This window comes from Pseudoroseomonas sp. WGS1072 (assembly GCF_049340465.1).
Lineage (GTDB): Bacteria > Pseudomonadota > Alphaproteobacteria > Acetobacterales > Acetobacteraceae > Pseudoroseomonas.
In genome coordinates, this window is the sequence record NZ_JBMPSU010000002.1 from 1 (window position 1) to 17,026 (window position 17,026).

Consider the following 17,026-nt stretch of genomic DNA (forward strand, 5'->3'; position numbering starts at 1 on the left):
GCGGCCCGCCGTACCGTGGAGCTGGAGATCGAGGGGCTCGCCGCGCTGCGCGCCGCGCTCGGCCAGGAAGGGGCGGCGGCGCTGGGCAGCCGGCTGGACGAAGCCACCCGGCTGATCCTGGCCGCCGAGGGCCGCGTCGTCCTGACCGGCATGGGCAAGTCCGGCCATGTCGGGCGCAAGATCGCCGCCACCCTCGCCTCCACCGGCACGCCGGCCTATTTCGTGCACCCGGGCGAGGCCAGCCACGGCGATCTCGGCATCATCCGCAACGAGGATGTGGTGATCGCCCTGTCCTGGTCGGGCGAGGCGCCGGAGCTGTCGGATATCGTCGCCTACACGCGCCGCTTCGGGGTGAAGCTCATCGCCATCACCTCCTCCGCCCACAGCGCGCTGGGCAGCGCGGCGGATGTGGCGCTGATCCTGCCGGTGATGCCGGAGGCCTGCCCCAACGGCCTGGCGCCGACCACCTCCACCACCATGCAGATGGCGATCGGCGACGCCCTGGCCGTGGCCCTGCTGTCGCTGCGCGGCTTCACCGCGACGGATTTCCGCCAGTTCCATCCGGGCGGCAAGCTGGGCTCGCAGCTTCGCAAGCTGCGCGACATGATGCATGGCGGCAGCAGCGTGCCGCTGGTGCCGGACGATGCCAGCCTCTCCCAGGCCATCGTCGAGATGACCGGCAAGCGCTTCGGCATCACCGGCGTGGTGGACAAGGCCGGCCGCCTGATCGGCGTGGTGACCGATGGCGACGTCCGCCGCGCCTTCGAGGCCGCCTTCGTGGACCGCCCGGTGCGGGAGGTGATGACGCCCAGCCCCCGCACCGTGGCGCCCGACCTGCTAGCGCAGGAGGCGCTGGCACTGATGAACCGGCTGCGGATCACCAGCCTTTTCGTCATGGAAGGCGACAGGCCGGCCGGCATCATCCACCTGCATGACCTGCTGCGCAGCGGCGTGGCCTGAGCCGCCCCTCAGTCGCCGGATTTGCCCTTGGGGGGGATGACCGCGGCCGCCTGACCTTCGGTCTCGTTCTTGTATGCCTCTTCCGGGCGCCGCTTCGGCGCCTTGGGGTCGGTCTGGTCTTCGTTCGGGTCGTGCGGGCCGACATTGTCCGGCCGGGCCGTGTTGTAGCGGGGATTGTTGGCCATGATGCTCCTTCCACCCGGCGGGACACCGGGCGTCCGCTCGATTCAACGCCGCAGCGCGACGGCCGTTCCAGATCAACCGCGCCGGCGTATGGCAGCAGGATTTTCCGTGTTGCAGCGCAATATCGGACGATCATTCCGAAGATACGCCCTCCTTCGAGGGATGATTCCCCTGCCGGGGTGGTTCCCGTATGGTTTCGGAAGCCTCTTCCGCCGCCGCCCCGTTATGCTGCGGCATAGGCCAGGCGGGGCGACAGACCCTCCGGCCCCGCCGCCAGCCTCGCCTTCCGGCGGCCGACAGGGAAGGTCCGACGAATGCCCGACATGCCCCTGCGGCGGGCCGAGGCCACGCCGCTGCTCTACCTCCCCGGAATCCAGGCCCTGGCCCGCCTGCCGCTGCTGCAGCGGCGGCGCGATGCCGCCGCCGGGCTGAACACGGCGGGCTTCGTCTCCGGCTATCGCGGCTCGCCCCTCGGCGGGCTGGATCAGGCGCTCTGGAAGGAGGCCGAGGCCCTGGCGGCCGAGCGGATCACCTTCCAGCCCGGCCTGAACGAGGATCTCGCGGCCACCGCCGCCTGGGGGTCGCAGCAGGTCGGGCTCTTTCCGGACGCGCGGCATGACGGCGTCTTCGCCCTCTGGTACGGCAAGGGGCCGGGCGCCGACCGCAGCATGGACGTGTTCAAGCACGCCAACGCCGCCGGCACGGCGCGCCATGGCGGCGTGCTGGCGGTGGTCGGCGACGATCACGGCGCGAAGTCCTCGACCCTGCCGCATCAGAGCGACCATATCTTCGCCGCGGCCATGATCCCGGTGCTGAACCCCTCGGGCGTGCAGGAGCTGATCGAGTTCGGCCTGCATGGCTGGGCCATGTCGCGCTGGTCGGGCTGCTGGGTGGCGATGAAGGCGGTGGCCGATACGGTCGAGACCTCGGCCGCCGTGCGCCTCGACCCGATGGCGGTCGAGACACTCTTCCCCGGCGACTTCGCCCTGCCGCCGGACGGGCTCAACATCCGCTGGCCCGACACGCCGATGGCGCAGGAGATGCGGCTGCAGCGCTACAAGGCCTATGCCGCCATGGCCTATGCCCGGCTGAACGGGCTGAACCGCGTGGTGCTCGACAGCCCCCGCGCCCGTCTCGGCATCGCCAGCACCGGCAAGTCCTACCTCGACGTGCGCCAGGCGCTGGAGCTGCTGGGCCTCGATGACGGCGCGGCCGCCGCGGCCGGCATCCGCCTGTTCAAGGTCGGCATGCCCTGGCCGCTCGATGCCGAGGGGACGCGGCATTTCGCCGAGGGGCTGGAGGAGATCCTGGTCGTCGAGGAGAAGCGCCAGCTCATCGAGTATCAGCTTAAGGAGCAGCTCTACAACTGGCGGCAGGACGTGCGGCCGCGCGTCGTCGGCAAGTTCGACGACCAGGGCGAATGGGACCTGCCGGTGCATGACTGGCAGCTCCCCGCCGCCGGCGAGCTTTCCGCCGGGCTCGTCGCCCGCGTCATCGCCCGCCGCCTGCTGCGGATGCGCGAGGATGCCGGGCTGCGCGCGGCGCTGGCGCGGCTGGAGGCGCAGGACGCCCCGCCCCCCGCCGCGGCGGCGCAGCGCCTGCCGCATTACTGCCCCGGCTGCCCGCACAACAGCTCGACCCGTGTGCCCGAGGGCAGCCGCGCTTTGGCCGGCATCGGCTGCCACTACATGGCGCTCTGGATGAACCCCGAGCAGACCCAGACCTTCAGCCAGATGGGCGGCGAGGGCGTGGCCTGGATCGGACAGGCGCCCTTCACCGGGACGCGGCATGTCTTCGCCAATCTGGGCGACGGGACCTATGCGCATTCCGGCATCCTGGCGATCCGCCAGGCGGTCGCCGCCCGCGTCAACATCACCTACAAGATCCTCTACAACGACGCCGTGGCGATGACCGGCGGCCAGCCTGTCGAGGGCCAACCCAGCGTGGCACGGATCGCCCGGCAGGTGGCGGCGGAAGGGGTGGCGCGCGTCATCGTGCTGGCCGAGCAGCCGGAGCGCCATGCCGGCTCGGACCTGCCGGCCGGCATCCCCGTCCTGCACCGGCGGGAGCTGGACCGGGTGCAGCGCGAGCTGCGCGAGACCCCGGGCACCACGGTGCTGATCTTCGACCAGACCTGCGCGGCCGAGAAGCGCCGCCGCCGCAAGCGCGGCCTGCTGCCCGACCCGGCGCGGCGCGTCTTCATCAACGACCGCGTCTGCGAAGGCTGTGGCGATTGCAGCGCCAAGTCTAACTGCCTCGCCGTGGTGCCGGTGGAGACCGAGTTCGGCCGCAAGCGGGCCATCGACCAGTCGGCCTGCAACAAGGACTTCTCCTGCCTGGAGGGCTTCTGCCCGAGCTTCGTCACCATCGAGGGCGGCCGGCCCCGGCCGCGCCCCGCCGCGCTCCAGGCGCCCGATGCCGGGCTGCCCGAACCCGCCCTGCCGTCCCTGGACCGGCCCTATGGCATCCTTGTCACCGGCATCGGCGGCACCGGCGTCATCACCATCGGCGCGCTGATCGGCACGGCGGCCGCGCTGGAGGGCAAGGCCGCGACGGCGCTCGACATGGCCGGGCTGGCGCAGAAGGGCGGGCCGGTCTGGTCGCACCTGCGCCTGGCCGCGCGGCAGGAGCAGTTGCATGCCTCCCGCATCGCTGCCGGCGAGGCGCGGCTGGTGCTGGGCTGCGACCTGGTGGTGACCGCAGCGCCGGACAGCCTGCTGAAGATGCGGCCGGGCCACACCCGCGCCGTGGTCAACGCGCATGAGCAGGCGACCAGCGACATGGTGCGCGGCTTCGCCGCCCAGGCGCGCAGCGGCGATGCCGCCGGCCAGCCCGACCCGCGCCTGCCCGCCGCCGAGATGGAGCGGCGCATCGCCGCCGCCTGCGGCCCGGGCGGCGCCAGCTTCCTGGCGGCGACGCCCCTGGCCACCGGCCTGCTCGGCGAGGCCATCGCCACCAACCTCTTCCTGCTCGGCTATGCCTGGCAGCAGGGCCTGCTGCCGGTGGGCGGGGAGGCGCTGCGCCAGGCCATCCGCATGAATGGCGCGGCGGTGGAGATGAACCTCGCCGCCTTCGCCTGGGGCCGCCGCGCCGCGCTGGACCTGGCCGCCGTCCGGCAGGCGGCCGGCCCCGGCGCCACCCCGCCGGCCCTGGAGCGGGGCCTGGAGGAGATCGTGGCCCGCCGCGTCGCCGACCTCACCGCCTATCAGGATGCCGCCTATGCCGCGCGCTACGCCGCCCTGGTGGAGCGGGCGCGCCGCGCGGAGGCGGAGCGCGCCCCGGGGCTCGGCGGCTTCGCCGAGGCCGTGGCGCGCAACCTCTACAAACTCATGGCCTACAAGGACGAATACGAGGTGGCCCGCCTGCACACGGCGGAGGGCTTCCTCGAACGGGTGCGGGAGGGCTTCGAGGGCGAGGCGCGGCCGGTCTTCCATCTCGCCCCGCCCCTGCTCTCCCGGCGCGATCCGCGCACGGGCGAGCCACGCAAGCGCGCCTTCGGCCCCTGGATCCTGCCCGTGCTGCGGGGGCTGGCGCGCGCCCGCCGGCTGCGCGGAGGCTGGCTCGACCCCTTCGGGCACACGGCCGAGCGCCGCCGCGACCGGGCGCTGATCCGGGAATACGAGGCCACCATCGCCGGGCTCTGCGCCCGGTTGAACCCGGCCTGCCATGCCGTGGCGGTGCAGCTGGCCGCCATCCCGCAGCTTATCCGGGGCTATGGGCCGGTGCGCGAGCGGCACCTGATCCAGGCGCGGCGGCGGGAGGCGGAACTGCGCGCGCGGCTGGAGGCGCCGGTCACGGCCCCGCCGCAGCATGCCCCGCCGGAACACGCCCCGCCGGAACACGCCTGAAGCGGGGCGCGTGCCCTCACCCCCGCCCGGCCGCCTCCAGCGCCTGGCGCAGGTCGCCCAGGATATCGTCCGGATGCTCCAGCCCGACCGAGAGGCGCACATAGCCCGGCGTCACGCCCGTCGCCCGCTGCTCGGCCTCGGAGAGCTGCGAATGCGTGGTGCTGGCCGGATGGATGGCGAGGCTGCGGGCATCGCCGATATTGGCCACATGGTGGAACAGGCGCAGCGCGTCGATGAAGCGCCGCCCGGCCTCCGCTCCGCCGGCCAGCTCGAAGCCCAGCAGCCCGCCATGGCCGCGCCGGAGATAGGCCTCGGTGCGCGCCGCCGCCACACCCTTGTGATGCGCCGGATGGATCACCCGCGTCACCTCCGGCCGCCCGGCCAGGAACTCCGCCACCAGGCTGGCATTGCGGCTGTGCTCGCGGATGCGCAGGGGCAGGGTCTCGATGCCCTGCAGGATCAGGAAGGCGTTGAAGGGGCTGAGCGCCGGGCCGAGATCGCGCAGCAGGGTGGTGCGCGCCTTCAGGATATAGGCGATGGGGCCGAGCGGCCTGGCCGCCTCCACCCATTGCGCGCCGTGATAGGAGGGGTCGGGCCGGTGCAGCGCCGGCTGCCGCGCCGGGTGCGCCGCCCAGTCGAAATTGCCGCCATCGACGATGATGCCGCCGATGCTGCTGCCGTGCCCGCCGATGAACTTGGTCAGCGAATGCACCACCACCGCCGCGCCATGCTCGAAGGGGCGGATCAGCAGCGGCGCGGCGGTGTTGTCCACGATCAGCGGAATGCCGAGCGGCCGGCCGATGGCCGCGACCTCGGCGATGGGGAAGACCTCCAGCTTCGGATTGGGCAGGGCCTCGGCGTAATAGGCACGCGTGCGGTCGTCCGTCGCGCGGTGGAAGCCCTCCGGATCGGCGGGATCGACGAAGCGGACCTCGATGCCCTGGTCCTTCAGCGTGTTGGCGAAGAGATTCCAGGTGCCGCCATAGAGATCGGTGGAGGCGACGATATTGTCCCCGGCCCTGGCCAGGTTCTGCACCGAGAGCGCCGAGGCCGCCTGGCCGGAGGCCAGGGCCAGCGCCGCCACGCCCCCTTCCAGCGCCGCGACCCGCTGCTCCAGCACGTCGGTCGTCGGATTGCCGATGCGGGTGTAGATATTGCCCAGCTCCTGCAGGGCGAAGAGCCGCGCCGCCTGGCCGGCATCGTCGAACTGGTAGGAGGTGGTCTGATAGATCGGCACGGCCACGGATTTGGTGGCCTCGTCCCGCCACCAGCCCGCATGCAGGGCCAGGGTCTCGGGATGCCGGGTTTCCGGCTTCCGGTCGGTCATTCTTGTCTCCCCTCCTGGGCGCCGTGGCCCGGTGCGGCGCCATGCTTCCACTCCTTGCACGGCCAGGGAAGGTGTTTTCTGAGGTAGCACGATATCGTCCCGTTGATCGTCCGTTCGGTTGCCCTTGGGTCGCCCGGCGCAGCCGACGGCCCCGCCGCAGCCTGGACTTGCCGGCCCGCCGTCCCACATGCCGCAGGGTCTGGCGGAGGCTCCTCCGCCGAGCTGTGGAGAATGGACATGCAGAAACGCGCGCTGGGCCGCAGCGGCCTCGACATCGCCCCCCTCGTCTTCGGCGGCAATGTCTTCGGCTGGACCGTGGACGAGAAGACCTCCTTCGGGTTGCTGGATGGCTTCGTCGATGCCGGGCTGAACGCCATCGACACGGCCGATGTCTATTCCGCCTGGGTGCCCGGCAACCGCGGCGGCGAGTCCGAGACCATCATCGGCAACTGGCTGCGGGCCAATCCCGGCAAGCGCGAAAAGGTGCTGCTGCTCACCAAGGTCGGCTCCGACATGGGGCAGGGCCACCGCGACCTGTCGCGCGGCTGGATCATCAAGGCGGTGGAGGATTCGCTGCGCCGGCTCAACACCGACCGGATCGACCTCTACCAGTCCCATTGGCCGGACCCGCGCACCCCCTATGAGGAGACGCTCGGCGCCTATGACGCGCTGCTGCGGCAAGGTAAGGTGCGCGCCATCGGCTGCTCCAACCTCGATGCCGGGCAGCTCGCCGAGGCCCTGGCCACGGCGCGCGACAAGGGCCTGCCGCGCTACGAGACGTTGCAGCCGCAGTACAACCTCTACGACCGCGAGGGCTTCGACGGCCCGCTGCGCGACCTCGCGCTGCGCGAGGGCCTGGGGGTCATCACCTATTACAGCCTCGCCTCCGGCTTCCTGTCCGGCAAGTACCGCTCGGAGGCGGATCTCGGGCAGAGCCAGCGCGGCCAGGGCATCGCCAAGTATCTGAACCCTCGCGGCCTCGCCATCCTGGCGGCCCTGGACGAGGTGGCGGAGCGGCACGGCGCCAGGCCGGCCGAGGTGGCGCTCGCCTGGCTCATCGCGCGCGAGGGCGTGACGGCGCCGATCGCCAGCGCCACCAGCCGGACCCAGCTGGAAAGCCTGGTCAGGGCCGTGTCGCTGACCCTGCGGCCGGAGGATATCGCACGGCTGGATCAGGCCAGCGCCTGAGGGCCTGACCCGCATCCCGGCTCCCTCCCCCTGCGCGGTTTCCCTGGGGGGCTCCCTGAGGGGCTCCCTGGGGGCCGGGAAACCGCCTATAGCTGCTCGGGATGACCCTGCGGCAACTGGAGATCCTGCGCGCCGTCCTCCGCTTCCAGACCACCATGGCCGCGGCGCGGGTTCTCGGCATGTCGCAGCCCGCCGTCAGCGCGGCCCTGAAGCAGATGGAATCGCAGCTTGGCTTCGCCCTGTTCGAGCGCGTCAACAACCGCCTCTTTCCCACCGAGGCCGCGCGCATGCTGCAGCAGGAGGCGGAGCCGCTCTTCACCATCCACACGGCCCTGGAGCAGAAGCTGCAGGACCTGCGTGACGACACCATCACCCGGCTGCGCATTCTCAGCACGCCCCCGCTCGGGCACCACGCCCTGCCCCGCGCGCTCGATCTCTTCCTGCGGCACAATCCGCGGGTGCGGATCTTCTTCGATGTCCGCGATCTCGACGAGATCCAGCGGCAGATCGAGGCCGGCGCCACGGATCTCGGCTTCGGCCTGAGCCTGGAGCACCGGCCGGGGCTGACGGCGCAGCCGCTGCTGGAGGACCGCATGGTCTGCGTCTGCCGCCCCGAGCATCCCTTGGCGGCGCTGCCGGTGGTGCGGCCGGCGGATCTGGCCGCGCATCCCTTCATCGCGCTGGAGGCCGGGCGCCGCATGGGGGCGGCGGTGCGGCAGGCCTTCCTGGAGGCGCGACAGCCCTTTCTCTTCCGCGCCGAGGTCCGCTATGCCGACACCGCCTGCGCCCTGGCCGCGGCCGGGCTCGGCGCCTCGGTGGTGGACCCCTTCTCGCCCCGCCGGGCACCCCGTGAGCTGGCGGTCCGGCCCTTCGAGCCGGCCATTCCCTCCATCGCCTACGCCTTCTGGTCCGGCCGCACCGAACTGCCACGGACCGCACGACGCTTTCTCGCCGAGACCACCGACGTCATCCGCCGCAGCCTGAATCAGGCGCAGGTCTGAACTGCCCCCGCTGGCCCTTGCCCGGCTCCGGCGGGCGGCACATCTTCCGTGGACAAGAACAAGGAACGGGGGAATTCCATGAGCATGAACGACAATCTTCGCGTGCTGAAGAGCAGCGCCCTGCAGGCTCGCCGCGACCATATCGCGCGTACCCTGGGCGGCGAGGCCGTGCCCTCCGCCAGCCACCGCCTGGCGGGCCTGCAGCGGATGCTGCCCCGGCTGGAGCGGGCGCTGAGCCTCACACCCCGAACCCGGAACGAGGAGGAGGCCGGCTCCCGCTGAGGCAGGCGGCCTGCAGCCCCGACCGACGGCCCCGGCCCTGCCGCGGGCCGTTTTTCTTTGTCTTCGGGCCGGACATGAAGAGCAGAGGTTCGCACAGCGGTTCTTCGCCGATCCCGGATCCTCACCCGGAAGCGGAACCCAGGCCCTACCGCGTCCCCGAACGGCTCAAGGCCGCCGTGGTGGTCGATCTCGGCTCCTTCGCACCGACCCGGCGGGCGATGGCGACCGGCGCCGGCACCGCCTTCGGCCTGGCGGAGGTGGTGCCGGGCGGGCTTCCGGGCGAGACGGCGGCGGGATAGCGCCCCGCCTAGCGCGGCACCGCGGCGGCGCGGCGCCGCGCCCGGCGGGCGGCGAGCAGCCCGTGCCGGGGCGCCAGCAGCAGCGCCACGGCGAAGAGCAGCGAGAGCAGGCAGACGATGGCGCCGGCCGGCGAGACGTTGACATGGAAGCTGGCCGCCAACCCGCCCAGGACCGAGACCGCCGCGGCGGCCACGCTGATCGCCGCCATGCGGCCGAACCGGTCGGCCAGGAGATAGCCGATGCAGCCCGGCGTGATCAGCAGCGCCACCACCAGGATCACGCCCACCGCCTGCACCCCGGCCACGACCGCGGCCGAGAGCAGGGCCAGGAAGAGATAGCGCAGCGCCGTGGTGTTCAGCCCGATGCTGCGGGCATGGCCGGCATCGAAGCAGAAGAGGATCAGGTCCCGCCCCTTGAAGGCCAGCAGCAGCAGCGTCGCGCCGCCCACCAGCAGGGTCTGCCAGAAGTCCTCCGCCTCGATGCCCAGGATGTTGCCGAAGAGGATGTGCGTGACATGCGCCTCGGTGGTCAGGAAGGCGAGCAGCACCAGCCCGGCCGCGAACATGCCGGTGAAGACCACGCCGAGCGCCGTGTCCTCCTTCACCCGGCTGTGCGACTGCACGAAGCCCGCGCCCAGCGCGCAGGCCATGCCGGCGGCGAAGGCGCCGAGCGCCAGGGGCAGGCCGGCGGCCGAGGCGAGGACGACGCCCGGCAGCACGGCATGCGCGACGGCGTCGCCCAGCAGCGACCAGCCTTTCAGCACGATGTAGCAGGAGAGCAGGGCGCAGGCGGTGCCGACCAGCAGGCCGATGCCGAGCGCCTCCAGCATGAAGCCGTGCGCGAAGGGCGCGGTCAGGAGGTCCATCACCCGCCACCCTCCGCCAGGGCCGCCCGCCGCGCCCGGCGCCCGGCCAGCAGGCCGTGGCGCGGCGCCAGGAGCAGCGTCAGCAGGAAGAGCAGCGCCTGCAGGCTGACGATCAGCCCGCCCGTCGAGCCATCCAGGAAGTAGCTGGCATAGGCGCCGAGGAAGGCGGTGCCGGCGCCCATCCCGCCGGCCAGGGCCAGCATGCGGCCGAAGCGGTCGGTCAGCAGATAGGCCGTGGCGCCGGGCGCGACCAGCATGGCGATGACCAGCACCGCGCCGACCGCCACCATCGCCGCCACGGCCACCGCGGCGACCGAGCCCAGCAGCAGCACCTGCAGAAGCCGCGTGTCGAGCCCGATCGCCCGGGCCTGCACCGGGTCGAAGGCCCAGAGCACCAGGTCGCGTCCGCGCAGCGCCAGGACCAGCAGCACCCCGAGGGTGACCAGCAGCATCTGCGTCAGGTCGGCCGGGTCGATGCCGAGCACGTTGCCGAAGATGATGGTCTGCAGCCGGATGTTGCTCGGCCAGAGCGTCAGCAGCACCAGCCCGGCGCCGAAGAATGCGGTGAAGACGATGCCGATGGCGGCATCCTCGCGGATGCGGCTGTTGCGGCGGATGAAGCCCATGCACCACGCCGCCAGCAGGCCGGAGGCGAAGGCCCCGAGGGCGAAGGGCAGGCCGAGGATCCAGGCCAGCGCGACGCCGGGCACCACGGCGTGGGACAGCGCGTCGCCCAGCAGCGACCAGCCCTTGAGCGCCACGAAGCAGGAGAGCAGACCGCAGACCAGCCCGACCAGGGCGCTGACCAGCATGGCGTTGCGCATGTACTCGTAGTCGAAGGGAACCAGCAGCGCCTCAGCCATGCGCCGGGACATCCAGCGGGGCCTCGACGGGCTGCAGCCGGCCGAGGATCTCGCCCCCCTCGCCGAGCACCAGCGTGCCGCCCTCCGGCTCGGCCAGCAGCGTCACCGCGCCGCCGCCGGTCCCCGCGGCCGTGCCCGCGCCGAAGGCCCTCGCCAGATTGGCCCGGGTGAAGACCGCCCCGGTTGGGCCGGCGGCCAGCACGGTGCCCTTGATCAGCGCCACCTCGTCACAGAGCTGCGGCACGCTGGCGAGGTCATGGGTGGAGACCAGGATGATCCGTCCCTCCTCCCGCAACTCCCGCAGCAGGGCCATGATCTGCTCCTGCGTGGTGACATCGACCCCGCCGAAGGGCTCGTCAAGCAGGATCAGCCGCCCGTCCTGCGCCAGGGCGCGGGCCAGGAAGACCCGCTTCTTCTGGCCGCCGGAAAGCTGGCCGATCTGCCGCCCGGCGAAATCCGCCATGCCGACGCGCTCCAGCGCCGCGCGCACCGCCGCGCGATCGGCGGCGGCGGGGATACGGAGGCGGCTCATGTAGCCGTAGCGACCCATCATGACGACATCCCGCACCGAGACGGGGAAGGACCAGTCCACCTCCTCGTTCTGCGGCACGTAGGCGACCCAGTTGCGGCGCTGCGCCTCCCGCACCGCCAGCCCGCCGATGCGGACCGAGCCGGCCGCCGGCGTCACCATGCCCATGATGGCCTTGAAGAGCGTGGACTTGCCCGCGCCGTTGACGCCGAGCAGGCCGCAGATGGTGGGCCGCCGCAGCCGCAGATCGGCCGCGCGCAGCGCCACATGGCCATTGGCGTAGGCCACGTCGAGCCCCTCCACAACCAGGTCGACAAGGCCCGGCGGCCCGCCCGGCGTGGCGCGGCGGCCCGACAGGGCCTGGCCAAGGCGCCGCCAGAGGCCGGCCGCCGGCGCCTCACTCACGGAAGCCGGCCAGGATGGCATTGGCGTTGAAGTCCAGCAGCCGCAGATAGGTCGGCGCCTCGCCGCCCGCATCGGTCAGGCTGTCCACGTGCAGCGTCCCGGCGAAGCGCGAGCCGGCCTCCCGCGCCACCTGCCGCATGGCGCGGTCGCTGACCGTGCTTTCGCAGAACAGCGCCGGGATGGCGTGCTGGCGGATGGTGTCCACGGCCCGGCGGATCTGCCGGGGCGTGCCCTCCTCCTCGGCGTTGATCGGCCAGAGATAGAGTTCCCGGAGGCCATAGTCGCGCGCCAGGTAGGAGAAGGCGCCCTCGCAGCTGACCAGCCAGCGCTGCGGCTCGGGGATCCGCGCCAAGCGCTCGCGGATCGGCGCGTCGAGGGCGCGGATCTCGGCGGTGTACCGGGCGGCATTGGCGGCATAGGTCGCGGCCCGGGCCGGATCGGCCGCCGACAGGGCCTTGCGGATGTTCTCGACATAGATCGCCGCATTGGCCGGCGACATCCAGGCATGCGGGTTGGGGCGGCCGCGATAGGGCCCCTCGGTGATGGCGATGGGCGCGACGCCTTCGCTGAGGGTGGCGGAAGGGACACCGTCCAGGCGCTGGAAGAAGCGCTCGAACCAGCGTTCCAGGCCGAGGCCGTTCCACAGCACCAGATCGGCCTTCTGCGCCTTCACCACGTCCTGCGGCGTCGGCTCATAGTCATGAATCTCGGCGCCGGGGCGGGTGATGGAGTCCACCACGGCCGCCTCGCCCGCCACGGCCTGGGCCATGTCCTGAAGGATGGTGAAGGTCGTGACCACCCGGAGCGGGCCGGCCTTCTCCGACGTCTGGGCCGGAGCGGCGGTGGCCAGCAGGAAGGTCAGGCCGCAGGCCGCCAGCAGGGCGCGGCGATAGGGGGCAAGGGTCATTCAGGTCCTCTTGTGCCAGCGTCACCGATCTGATGCTGGATATTAAGCCTGTAGCTTCGGCTACAATCAACACTTATCTGATGCGATCTGCCGCGATTGCAACACCTTCGCCCCTGGGGCATCTTGCGGCTCTGATGACGCCGCCCGACACCAAGCTTCCCGAGGTCCGCCAGACGCCTCCCGACCGGCCTGCGGCGGCCGCCGACATGCCGGCGGAGGGCGACCAGGCGGCGCGCCACGCCTCCGCCCGCGCCGGCCGCGCCTCCGCGGTGCTGGAGGATTATGTCGAGCTGATCGATGACCTGCTCAGCGAGGACGGCGAGGCGCGGCCGACCGACCTGGCGCGGCGCCTCGGCGTCTCGCACGCGACCGCCATCAAGAGCATCAGCCGGCTGAAGAGCCTCGGCCTCGCCTATTCCAAGCCCTACCGCAGCGTTTTCCTGACCGAGGCCGGCCATGCGCTGGCCTGCAAGGTGCGGGCGCGGCATCGGGTCGTGGTCGATCTGCTGCAGGCCGTGGGCGTGCCGGCCGAGGTCGCCGAACGCGATGCCGAGGGCATCGAGCACCACGTCAGCGAGGAGACGCTCGCCGCCTTCGCCGCGTTCCTGCGAACCCGCTGAGGGCCCAAGACCATCGCGCGCTTGTCAATCGGCGGGCCGCGAACGGAATGGACGACAAAGGGGGGGCGCGGAACAATCGCCCCGCCGCCGCCGCCGAGAAGGAGATGCCAAGGTGACCGACACGCCGAAGCTGCCGCCGCCGCTTCCGCCGGAGGACGGGCGCCCCATCCCCGAGAACCCGCGGGAGATCCGCCTCTTCGCCAAGATTCGCAACGAGGCCGGCCGCCTTCCCGCTTTCCTCGACCACTACAGGAACCTCGGCGTCGGCCGCTTCCTCCTGATCGACAACGGGTCGGATGACGGCTCCGTCGACTTCCTGCGGCAGCAGCCGGATTGCCATCTCTTCGTCACGCAGCAGAAGATGTCCTCGGCACGCGCCGGAATGGATTGGATCGAGCCGCTGCTCAACCTCCATGGGATGGGACAGTGGTGCGTTGTCGTCGATGCCGATGAGCTGCTGATCTATGCCGGATGCGAGACGCGGCCTCTGCCGGACTTCTGCGCACGACTGGCGGCGCGGGAGGAGGAAGCCCTGCATGCCATGATGCTCGACATGTATCCGCGCGGCGCGGCCATCGCGGCGGATTACCGGCCAGGAATGCCTTTCCTCCAGGCCTGCCCCTACTTCGACCGCAGCGGCTACCGCATCAAGATGCTGCCGGATGGCGGGCGCCGCGTCATCGGCGGTCCGCGTCTGCGCGTCTTCTATCCCGACATGCTGGACTGGCGTCCGCCGGCCCGCATCGCGCGCGCCATCCGCTATCGCCTGGCCGATATGCCCGGCCTCCGCGGCATCCCCGCCATCCAGCGCCTGCGCCCGCCCTATCCGCCCCTGTTGAACAAGGTGCCCCTGGTGCGCTGGCGGCCTGGCCTGCGCTACGCCTCCGCCGGCCACTACCTGCATGGGGCCCGCATGTCCGCGGCGACGGCGGCCCTGCTGCACTTCAAGTTCCTGGGCGATTTCGAGCAGCGCGCCCGGGCCGAGCTGTCGCGCGGCGCCTATGAGAACGACGGCGCCGATTACCGGCGCTATGTCGAGGGGCTGCAGAAGAAGGGGGGCGTCGACTTCAGCAGCGCGGTATCGGAACGCTACGAATCCTCCGCGCAGCTGGTGCGTCTTGGCCTGATCCAGCCGCTGCCGGCCGCCGGCGACCAGCGGGCCGAGGCTCAGCCGGTGCTGGCGGCGGGCTGAGATCCGGCCTCAGCCGCTGGCGGGATCGCGCCGCATCTTGGGCGCGACGGAAGGGCGGGAGCGGGCCAGCTGCTGACGCAGCCGCTCGCGCAGCTTCTCCGCGACATCCTGCAGGAGCTTCACCGGCCCCCGCCGGGGCACGCCGATATAGCGGCGGGTCAAGCGGTTGCTCGTCTCCGGCGACAGTCTCTGGCCGACCAGCCGGCGCCGTTCCATATGCCGCCACAGACGGCGGATGCCATATTTCTTCTCGGCCGGGACATGCCAGATCGCCAGCGCGGCATCGTCGGGCTGGGTGTTGATGTCCTCGAAGTTGGTCCAGATGCGCCGGATCACGTCATTCGCCGTATAGGGCGGAACGCCCTGGGCATAGGCCAGGATGGAGAGGAAATGCGCCTCCTCCTTGATCGAATCCGGCCAGCGCGCCTCGGCCACGGCACGGGGCCAGAGCTGCTCGATCCGCGGCAGGAGGTCGCGGCAGAAGCCATGCGTGGCGGCGAAGAACTCGCCGCCGTGATACTGCGGCGGCTCCGCGACCGAGACGCCGAAGGTCTCCTCGAGCACCTGCCCCATGCGGGCATGGCTCATGCCGTTGAGCAGCTGGCCAAGCTCGTAATTCTTCTGGTCCCGCGGGCGCAGCGTATAGGTCAGGCAGCGATGCTCACGGATGCGCGGCAGCAGGGGCGTCAGCGCGCGCCGGATCACGCAGTCGGAATCGACCAGGACCAGCGCCTCGCCCCCGGGATGCGCGGCGAAGTCGCGAATGACATCGAGGACATAGAACTGATTGCCCCAGCGGCTGACACTGCCGCTCGGCAAGCGGAAGGTGATGTCGCAGAGCCGGAACTCGACTCCCAGCGCGCGCAGATGGGCGAGAATGCCGGGCGGCGCCGCCTCGGCCACATCCACATTGGAATAGAGGACGTGGCACGCTTCCGGATCATGCGCCAGGCTGGTGGCGAAGAAGGTCGCGACGCAGCGCCAGTAGACGAGCTGGAAGGCGGCGCGGGAAGAGTTCTCGCCGACCGACGGAAAGTCCGTCGCCTCCTCGACCTTGTCCAGCACGATCCAGGTGGCGATGCAGAGCCGGTCCGTCACGTCGTTCTCCTGATGTCACTGCGTGGCAGCATCGAGGCCATGGCGAGGCCGAGGCAGAGCCAGGCGCCGAAGCCCGCCTCGCCCACATGCACCGAGCCGAAGGGCAGCTGCAGGAAGCTGGCCACCACCACGGCGCGGTAGAGGTGCATATGCGGTGAGACGGCATCCGAGGCCCGGAAGGTTCGCAGCACCAGCACGGCCATGGCGGCGAACATCACCGTGGCCATGATGATGCCGAGCGCCGTGTAGACCTCGATGATGCCGCTGTCGATCACCACGCCCTGCTTGCCGTCCATCTGGCGGGAGGCGCCGGTGATGGCCAGCCCCTCGCCGATGATCAGCCGGTCCTCGCCCTCCAGGAACTCGCGGTACTGGTTCAGCCGGTCCTCGCCGCTCTCGTCCGCGGCGAGCGTCGTCAGGGATTCGATGCGCTTGGTGATGGTCTCCTGCATCTCCGGCACCGCGATCATGGGACCCATGGCGAGCACCAGCACCATGCCGCCGATGATGATCCGCATCCGCTCGCGCGCCGTGCCGCCGAACAGGACCAGCAGCACGCCGATCGCCGTGCCGGTCCAGATGGCGCGGTACTGCGCCAGCGCCAGCCCCAGCACCGTCAGCGCCATGCCGGGCAGCGCCAGCGGCAGCGGCCGGCCGATCAGCAGGATCAACCCGACCATCAGGAAGGCGCCGAAGGAACCCGGGGAATGCATGGTGCCGAAGACGCGCAGCTCGAAGGGCAAGGGCTGGCCCATCGAGGTCATGCCCTGCAGGATCATGTTCGAGACCCAGTCCGCGTCCCAGGGCGTCGGTTCGATGAACTGCATGATGCCATAGGCCGCCATGGCCGGGCAGGCGATGCCGAAGCTGTTCAGCACGACGCGGTGAAACGCCGGATACTGCTGCGCCTGGGCCATCAGATGCACGGCCACCAGCGGTCCGATACCCCATTTCAGGACATCGACCATGCCGGAGGCCAGCCGGCCGGCGAAGGCGGCGAGCACCCAGCCGTATCCGACGCAGACGAGGAAGACGACGAAAGGCCCGATCAGCTTGGCCCGCGGCCGCAGCAGGTAGGTCACGAAGGAGATGGCGCAGAACAGCGCCGCGGCGTAGGGCGCGAGCAGGATCGGGCTGGACTGCTGGAAGCCCAGCGGCAGATCGACCATGCGGCGGATCAGCGGCGAGGCGCAGAACAGCCAGACGAGCAGGCCGACATACCAGGGCGAGTTGCGGAAGTAGAGATAGCCGGCCGCCGCCACGGCCATGGCCGGGTAGAGCAGGCGCAGGGGGCCGGCCAGCCCGGCCGCCAGCATCGCCAGCGGCAGGAACAGGGCGACGCAGGCCGCCAGCATGGCATCCGCCTGCAGCAGGCCACCCCCCTCCTCGAGGCGCGTGCCGCGGGCCGGCAGGGTCAGGGCTGGTGTCATGGATGGTCGCGCCGTCCGCTGATGATAG

16 protein-coding genes are annotated in these 17,026 nt (G+C 71.4%); 8 read left to right on the plus strand and 8 right to left on the minus strand.

What is annotated here, in order from left to right:
* Positions 1-960, plus strand: a 960-nt coding sequence (locus ACF3NH_RS18215; RefSeq protein ID WP_422924870.1) for a KpsF/GutQ family sugar-phosphate isomerase, incomplete at its 5' end; no start/stop codon positions are given.
* Between the two features lie 8 nt (positions 961-968).
* On the opposite strand, the gene ACF3NH_RS18220 is transcribed toward ACF3NH_RS18215, so the two are convergent.
* On the minus strand, positions 969-1,145 hold the full coding sequence (locus ACF3NH_RS18220; protein ID WP_198366722.1) for a hypothetical protein: 177 nt from the start codon (positions 1,143-1,145) through the stop codon (positions 969-971).
* Positions 1,146-1,457: 312 nt separating this feature from the next.
* Here ACF3NH_RS18220 and ACF3NH_RS18225 point away from each other — a divergent pair, with 312 nt between their 5' ends.
* A complete protein-coding gene (locus tag ACF3NH_RS18225) occupies positions 1,458-4,991 on the plus strand; it encodes an indolepyruvate ferredoxin oxidoreductase family protein (RefSeq protein WP_422924872.1) in 3,534 nt (1,177 codons plus the stop codon).
* 16 nt (positions 4,992-5,007) lie between these two features.
* Here the strand turns inward: ACF3NH_RS18225 and ACF3NH_RS18230 are convergent, their stop codons facing one another.
* Positions 5,008-6,318 (minus strand): O-acetylhomoserine aminocarboxypropyltransferase/cysteine synthase family protein, encoded by a 1,311-nt coding sequence (locus ACF3NH_RS18230; protein ID WP_422924874.1) that lies wholly within the window; start codon positions 6,316-6,318, stop codon positions 5,008-5,010.
* 237 nt (positions 6,319-6,555) lie between these two features.
* Here ACF3NH_RS18230 and ACF3NH_RS18235 point away from each other — a divergent pair, with 237 nt between their 5' ends.
* The 4 genes from ACF3NH_RS18235 (at position 6,556) to ACF3NH_RS18250 (ending at position 9,088) form a co-directional block, all read left to right on the plus strand.
* Complete coding sequence (locus ACF3NH_RS18235; RefSeq protein WP_422924876.1) at positions 6,556-7,506, plus strand: aldo/keto reductase; 951 nt, start codon at positions 6,556-6,558, stop codon at positions 7,504-7,506.
* A gap of 101 nt (positions 7,507-7,607) precedes the next feature.
* Positions 7,608-8,507 carry a LysR family transcriptional regulator gene (locus tag ACF3NH_RS18240; protein WP_198366726.1) on the plus strand — a complete coding sequence of 300 codons (900 nt, stop codon included), beginning with the start codon at positions 7,608-7,610 and terminating at the stop codon, positions 8,505-8,507.
* A 78-nt stretch (positions 8,508-8,585) separates the two neighbouring features.
* Positions 8,586-8,789, plus strand: coding sequence for a hypothetical protein (locus ACF3NH_RS18245; RefSeq protein WP_422924878.1), 204 nt, complete (start codon positions 8,586-8,588; stop codon positions 8,787-8,789).
* 74 nt (positions 8,790-8,863) lie between these two features.
* Positions 8,864-9,088, plus strand: coding sequence for a hypothetical protein (locus tag ACF3NH_RS18250; RefSeq protein WP_422924880.1), 225 nt, complete (start codon positions 8,864-8,866; stop codon positions 9,086-9,088).
* 8 nt (positions 9,089-9,096) lie between these two features.
* Here ACF3NH_RS18250 and ACF3NH_RS18255 read toward each other — a convergent pair whose 3' ends face one another.
* From ACF3NH_RS18255 to ACF3NH_RS18270, 4 genes are read right to left on the minus strand one after another with little or no spacing between them, the layout of a single operon-like run.
* Positions 9,097-9,954: a metal ABC transporter permease gene (locus ACF3NH_RS18255; protein ID WP_198366728.1), complete on the minus strand. Its 858-nt coding sequence runs from the start codon at positions 9,952-9,954 to the stop codon at positions 9,097-9,099.
* On the minus strand, positions 9,954-10,817 hold the full coding sequence (locus ACF3NH_RS18260; RefSeq protein ID WP_198366729.1) for a metal ABC transporter permease: 864 nt from the start codon (positions 10,815-10,817) through the stop codon (positions 9,954-9,956). The genes ACF3NH_RS18255 and ACF3NH_RS18260 overlap by 1 nt, the downstream gene beginning before the upstream one ends.
* Positions 10,810-11,751, minus strand: coding sequence for a metal ABC transporter ATP-binding protein (locus ACF3NH_RS18265; RefSeq protein WP_422924883.1), 942 nt, complete (start codon positions 11,749-11,751; stop codon positions 10,810-10,812). Before ACF3NH_RS18265 ends, ACF3NH_RS18260 begins: the two co-directional genes overlap by 8 nt.
* Entirely contained in the window at positions 11,744-12,658 is a 915-nt protein-coding gene (locus tag ACF3NH_RS18270; protein ID WP_422924885.1) for a metal ABC transporter substrate-binding protein, read from the minus strand. The genes ACF3NH_RS18265 and ACF3NH_RS18270 overlap by 8 nt, the downstream gene beginning before the upstream one ends.
* Before the next feature lie 134 nt (positions 12,659-12,792).
* Between ACF3NH_RS18270 and mntR the strand changes: the two genes are divergently transcribed.
* Positions 12,793-13,278 carry a manganese-binding transcriptional regulator MntR gene (gene mntR / locus ACF3NH_RS18275; RefSeq protein ID WP_198366732.1) on the plus strand — a complete coding sequence of 162 codons (486 nt, stop codon included), beginning with the start codon at positions 12,793-12,795 and terminating at the stop codon, positions 13,276-13,278.
* 112 nt (positions 13,279-13,390) lie between these two features.
* The gene (locus tag ACF3NH_RS18280) at positions 13,391-14,470 is read left to right on the plus strand and encodes a glycosyltransferase family 2 protein (protein ID WP_422924887.1); all 1,080 of its coding nucleotides are present in this window, start codon (positions 13,391-13,393) and stop codon (positions 14,468-14,470) included.
* Between the two features lie 9 nt (positions 14,471-14,479).
* Here the strand turns inward: ACF3NH_RS18280 and ACF3NH_RS18285 are convergent, their stop codons facing one another.
* Entirely contained in the window at positions 14,480-15,568 is a 1,089-nt protein-coding gene (locus ACF3NH_RS18285) for a hypothetical protein (RefSeq protein ID WP_422924889.1), read from the minus strand.
* On the minus strand, positions 15,565-16,998 hold the full coding sequence (locus tag ACF3NH_RS18290) for a hypothetical protein (protein ID WP_422924891.1): 1,434 nt from the start codon (positions 16,996-16,998) through the stop codon (positions 15,565-15,567). The genes ACF3NH_RS18285 and ACF3NH_RS18290 overlap by 4 nt, the downstream gene beginning before the upstream one ends.
* Between the last annotated feature and the right edge of the window lie 28 nt (positions 16,999-17,026).

Coding starts and splice junctions, on each gene's coding strand:
- ACF3NH_RS18235 (WP_422924876.1), top strand. CDS start 6,556: ATGCAGAAACGCGCGCTGGGCCGCAGCGGCCTCGACATCGCCCCCCTC.
- ACF3NH_RS18250 (WP_422924880.1), top strand. CDS start 8,864: ATGAAGAGCAGAGGTTCGCACAGCGGTTCTTCGCCGATCCCGGATCCT.
- ACF3NH_RS18260 (WP_198366729.1), bottom strand. CDS start 10,817: ATGGCTGAGGCGCTGCTGGTTCCCTTCGACTACGAGTACATGCGCAAC.
- ACF3NH_RS18240 (WP_198366726.1), top strand. CDS start 7,608: ATGACCCTGCGGCAACTGGAGATCCTGCGCGCCGTCCTCCGCTTCCAG.
- ACF3NH_RS18270 (WP_422924885.1), bottom strand. CDS start 12,658: ATGACCCTTGCCCCCTATCGCCGCGCCCTGCTGGCGGCCTGCGGCCTG.
- ACF3NH_RS18245 (WP_422924878.1), top strand. CDS start 8,586: ATGAGCATGAACGACAATCTTCGCGTGCTGAAGAGCAGCGCCCTGCAG.
- ACF3NH_RS18225 (WP_422924872.1), top strand. CDS start 1,458: ATGCCCGACATGCCCCTGCGGCGGGCCGAGGCCACGCCGCTGCTCTAC.
- mntR (WP_198366732.1), top strand. CDS start 12,793: ATGACGCCGCCCGACACCAAGCTTCCCGAGGTCCGCCAGACGCCTCCC.
- ACF3NH_RS18255 (WP_198366728.1), bottom strand. CDS start 9,954: ATGGACCTCCTGACCGCGCCCTTCGCGCACGGCTTCATGCTGGAGGCG.
- ACF3NH_RS18220 (WP_198366722.1), bottom strand. CDS start 1,145: ATGGCCAACAATCCCCGCTACAACACGGCCCGGCCGGACAATGTCGGC.
- ACF3NH_RS18290 (WP_422924891.1), bottom strand. CDS start 16,998: ATGACACCAGCCCTGACCCTGCCGGCCCGCGGCACGCGCCTCGAGGAG.
- ACF3NH_RS18230 (WP_422924874.1), bottom strand. CDS start 6,318: ATGACCGACCGGAAGCCGGAAACCCGGCATCCCGAGACCCTGGCCCTG.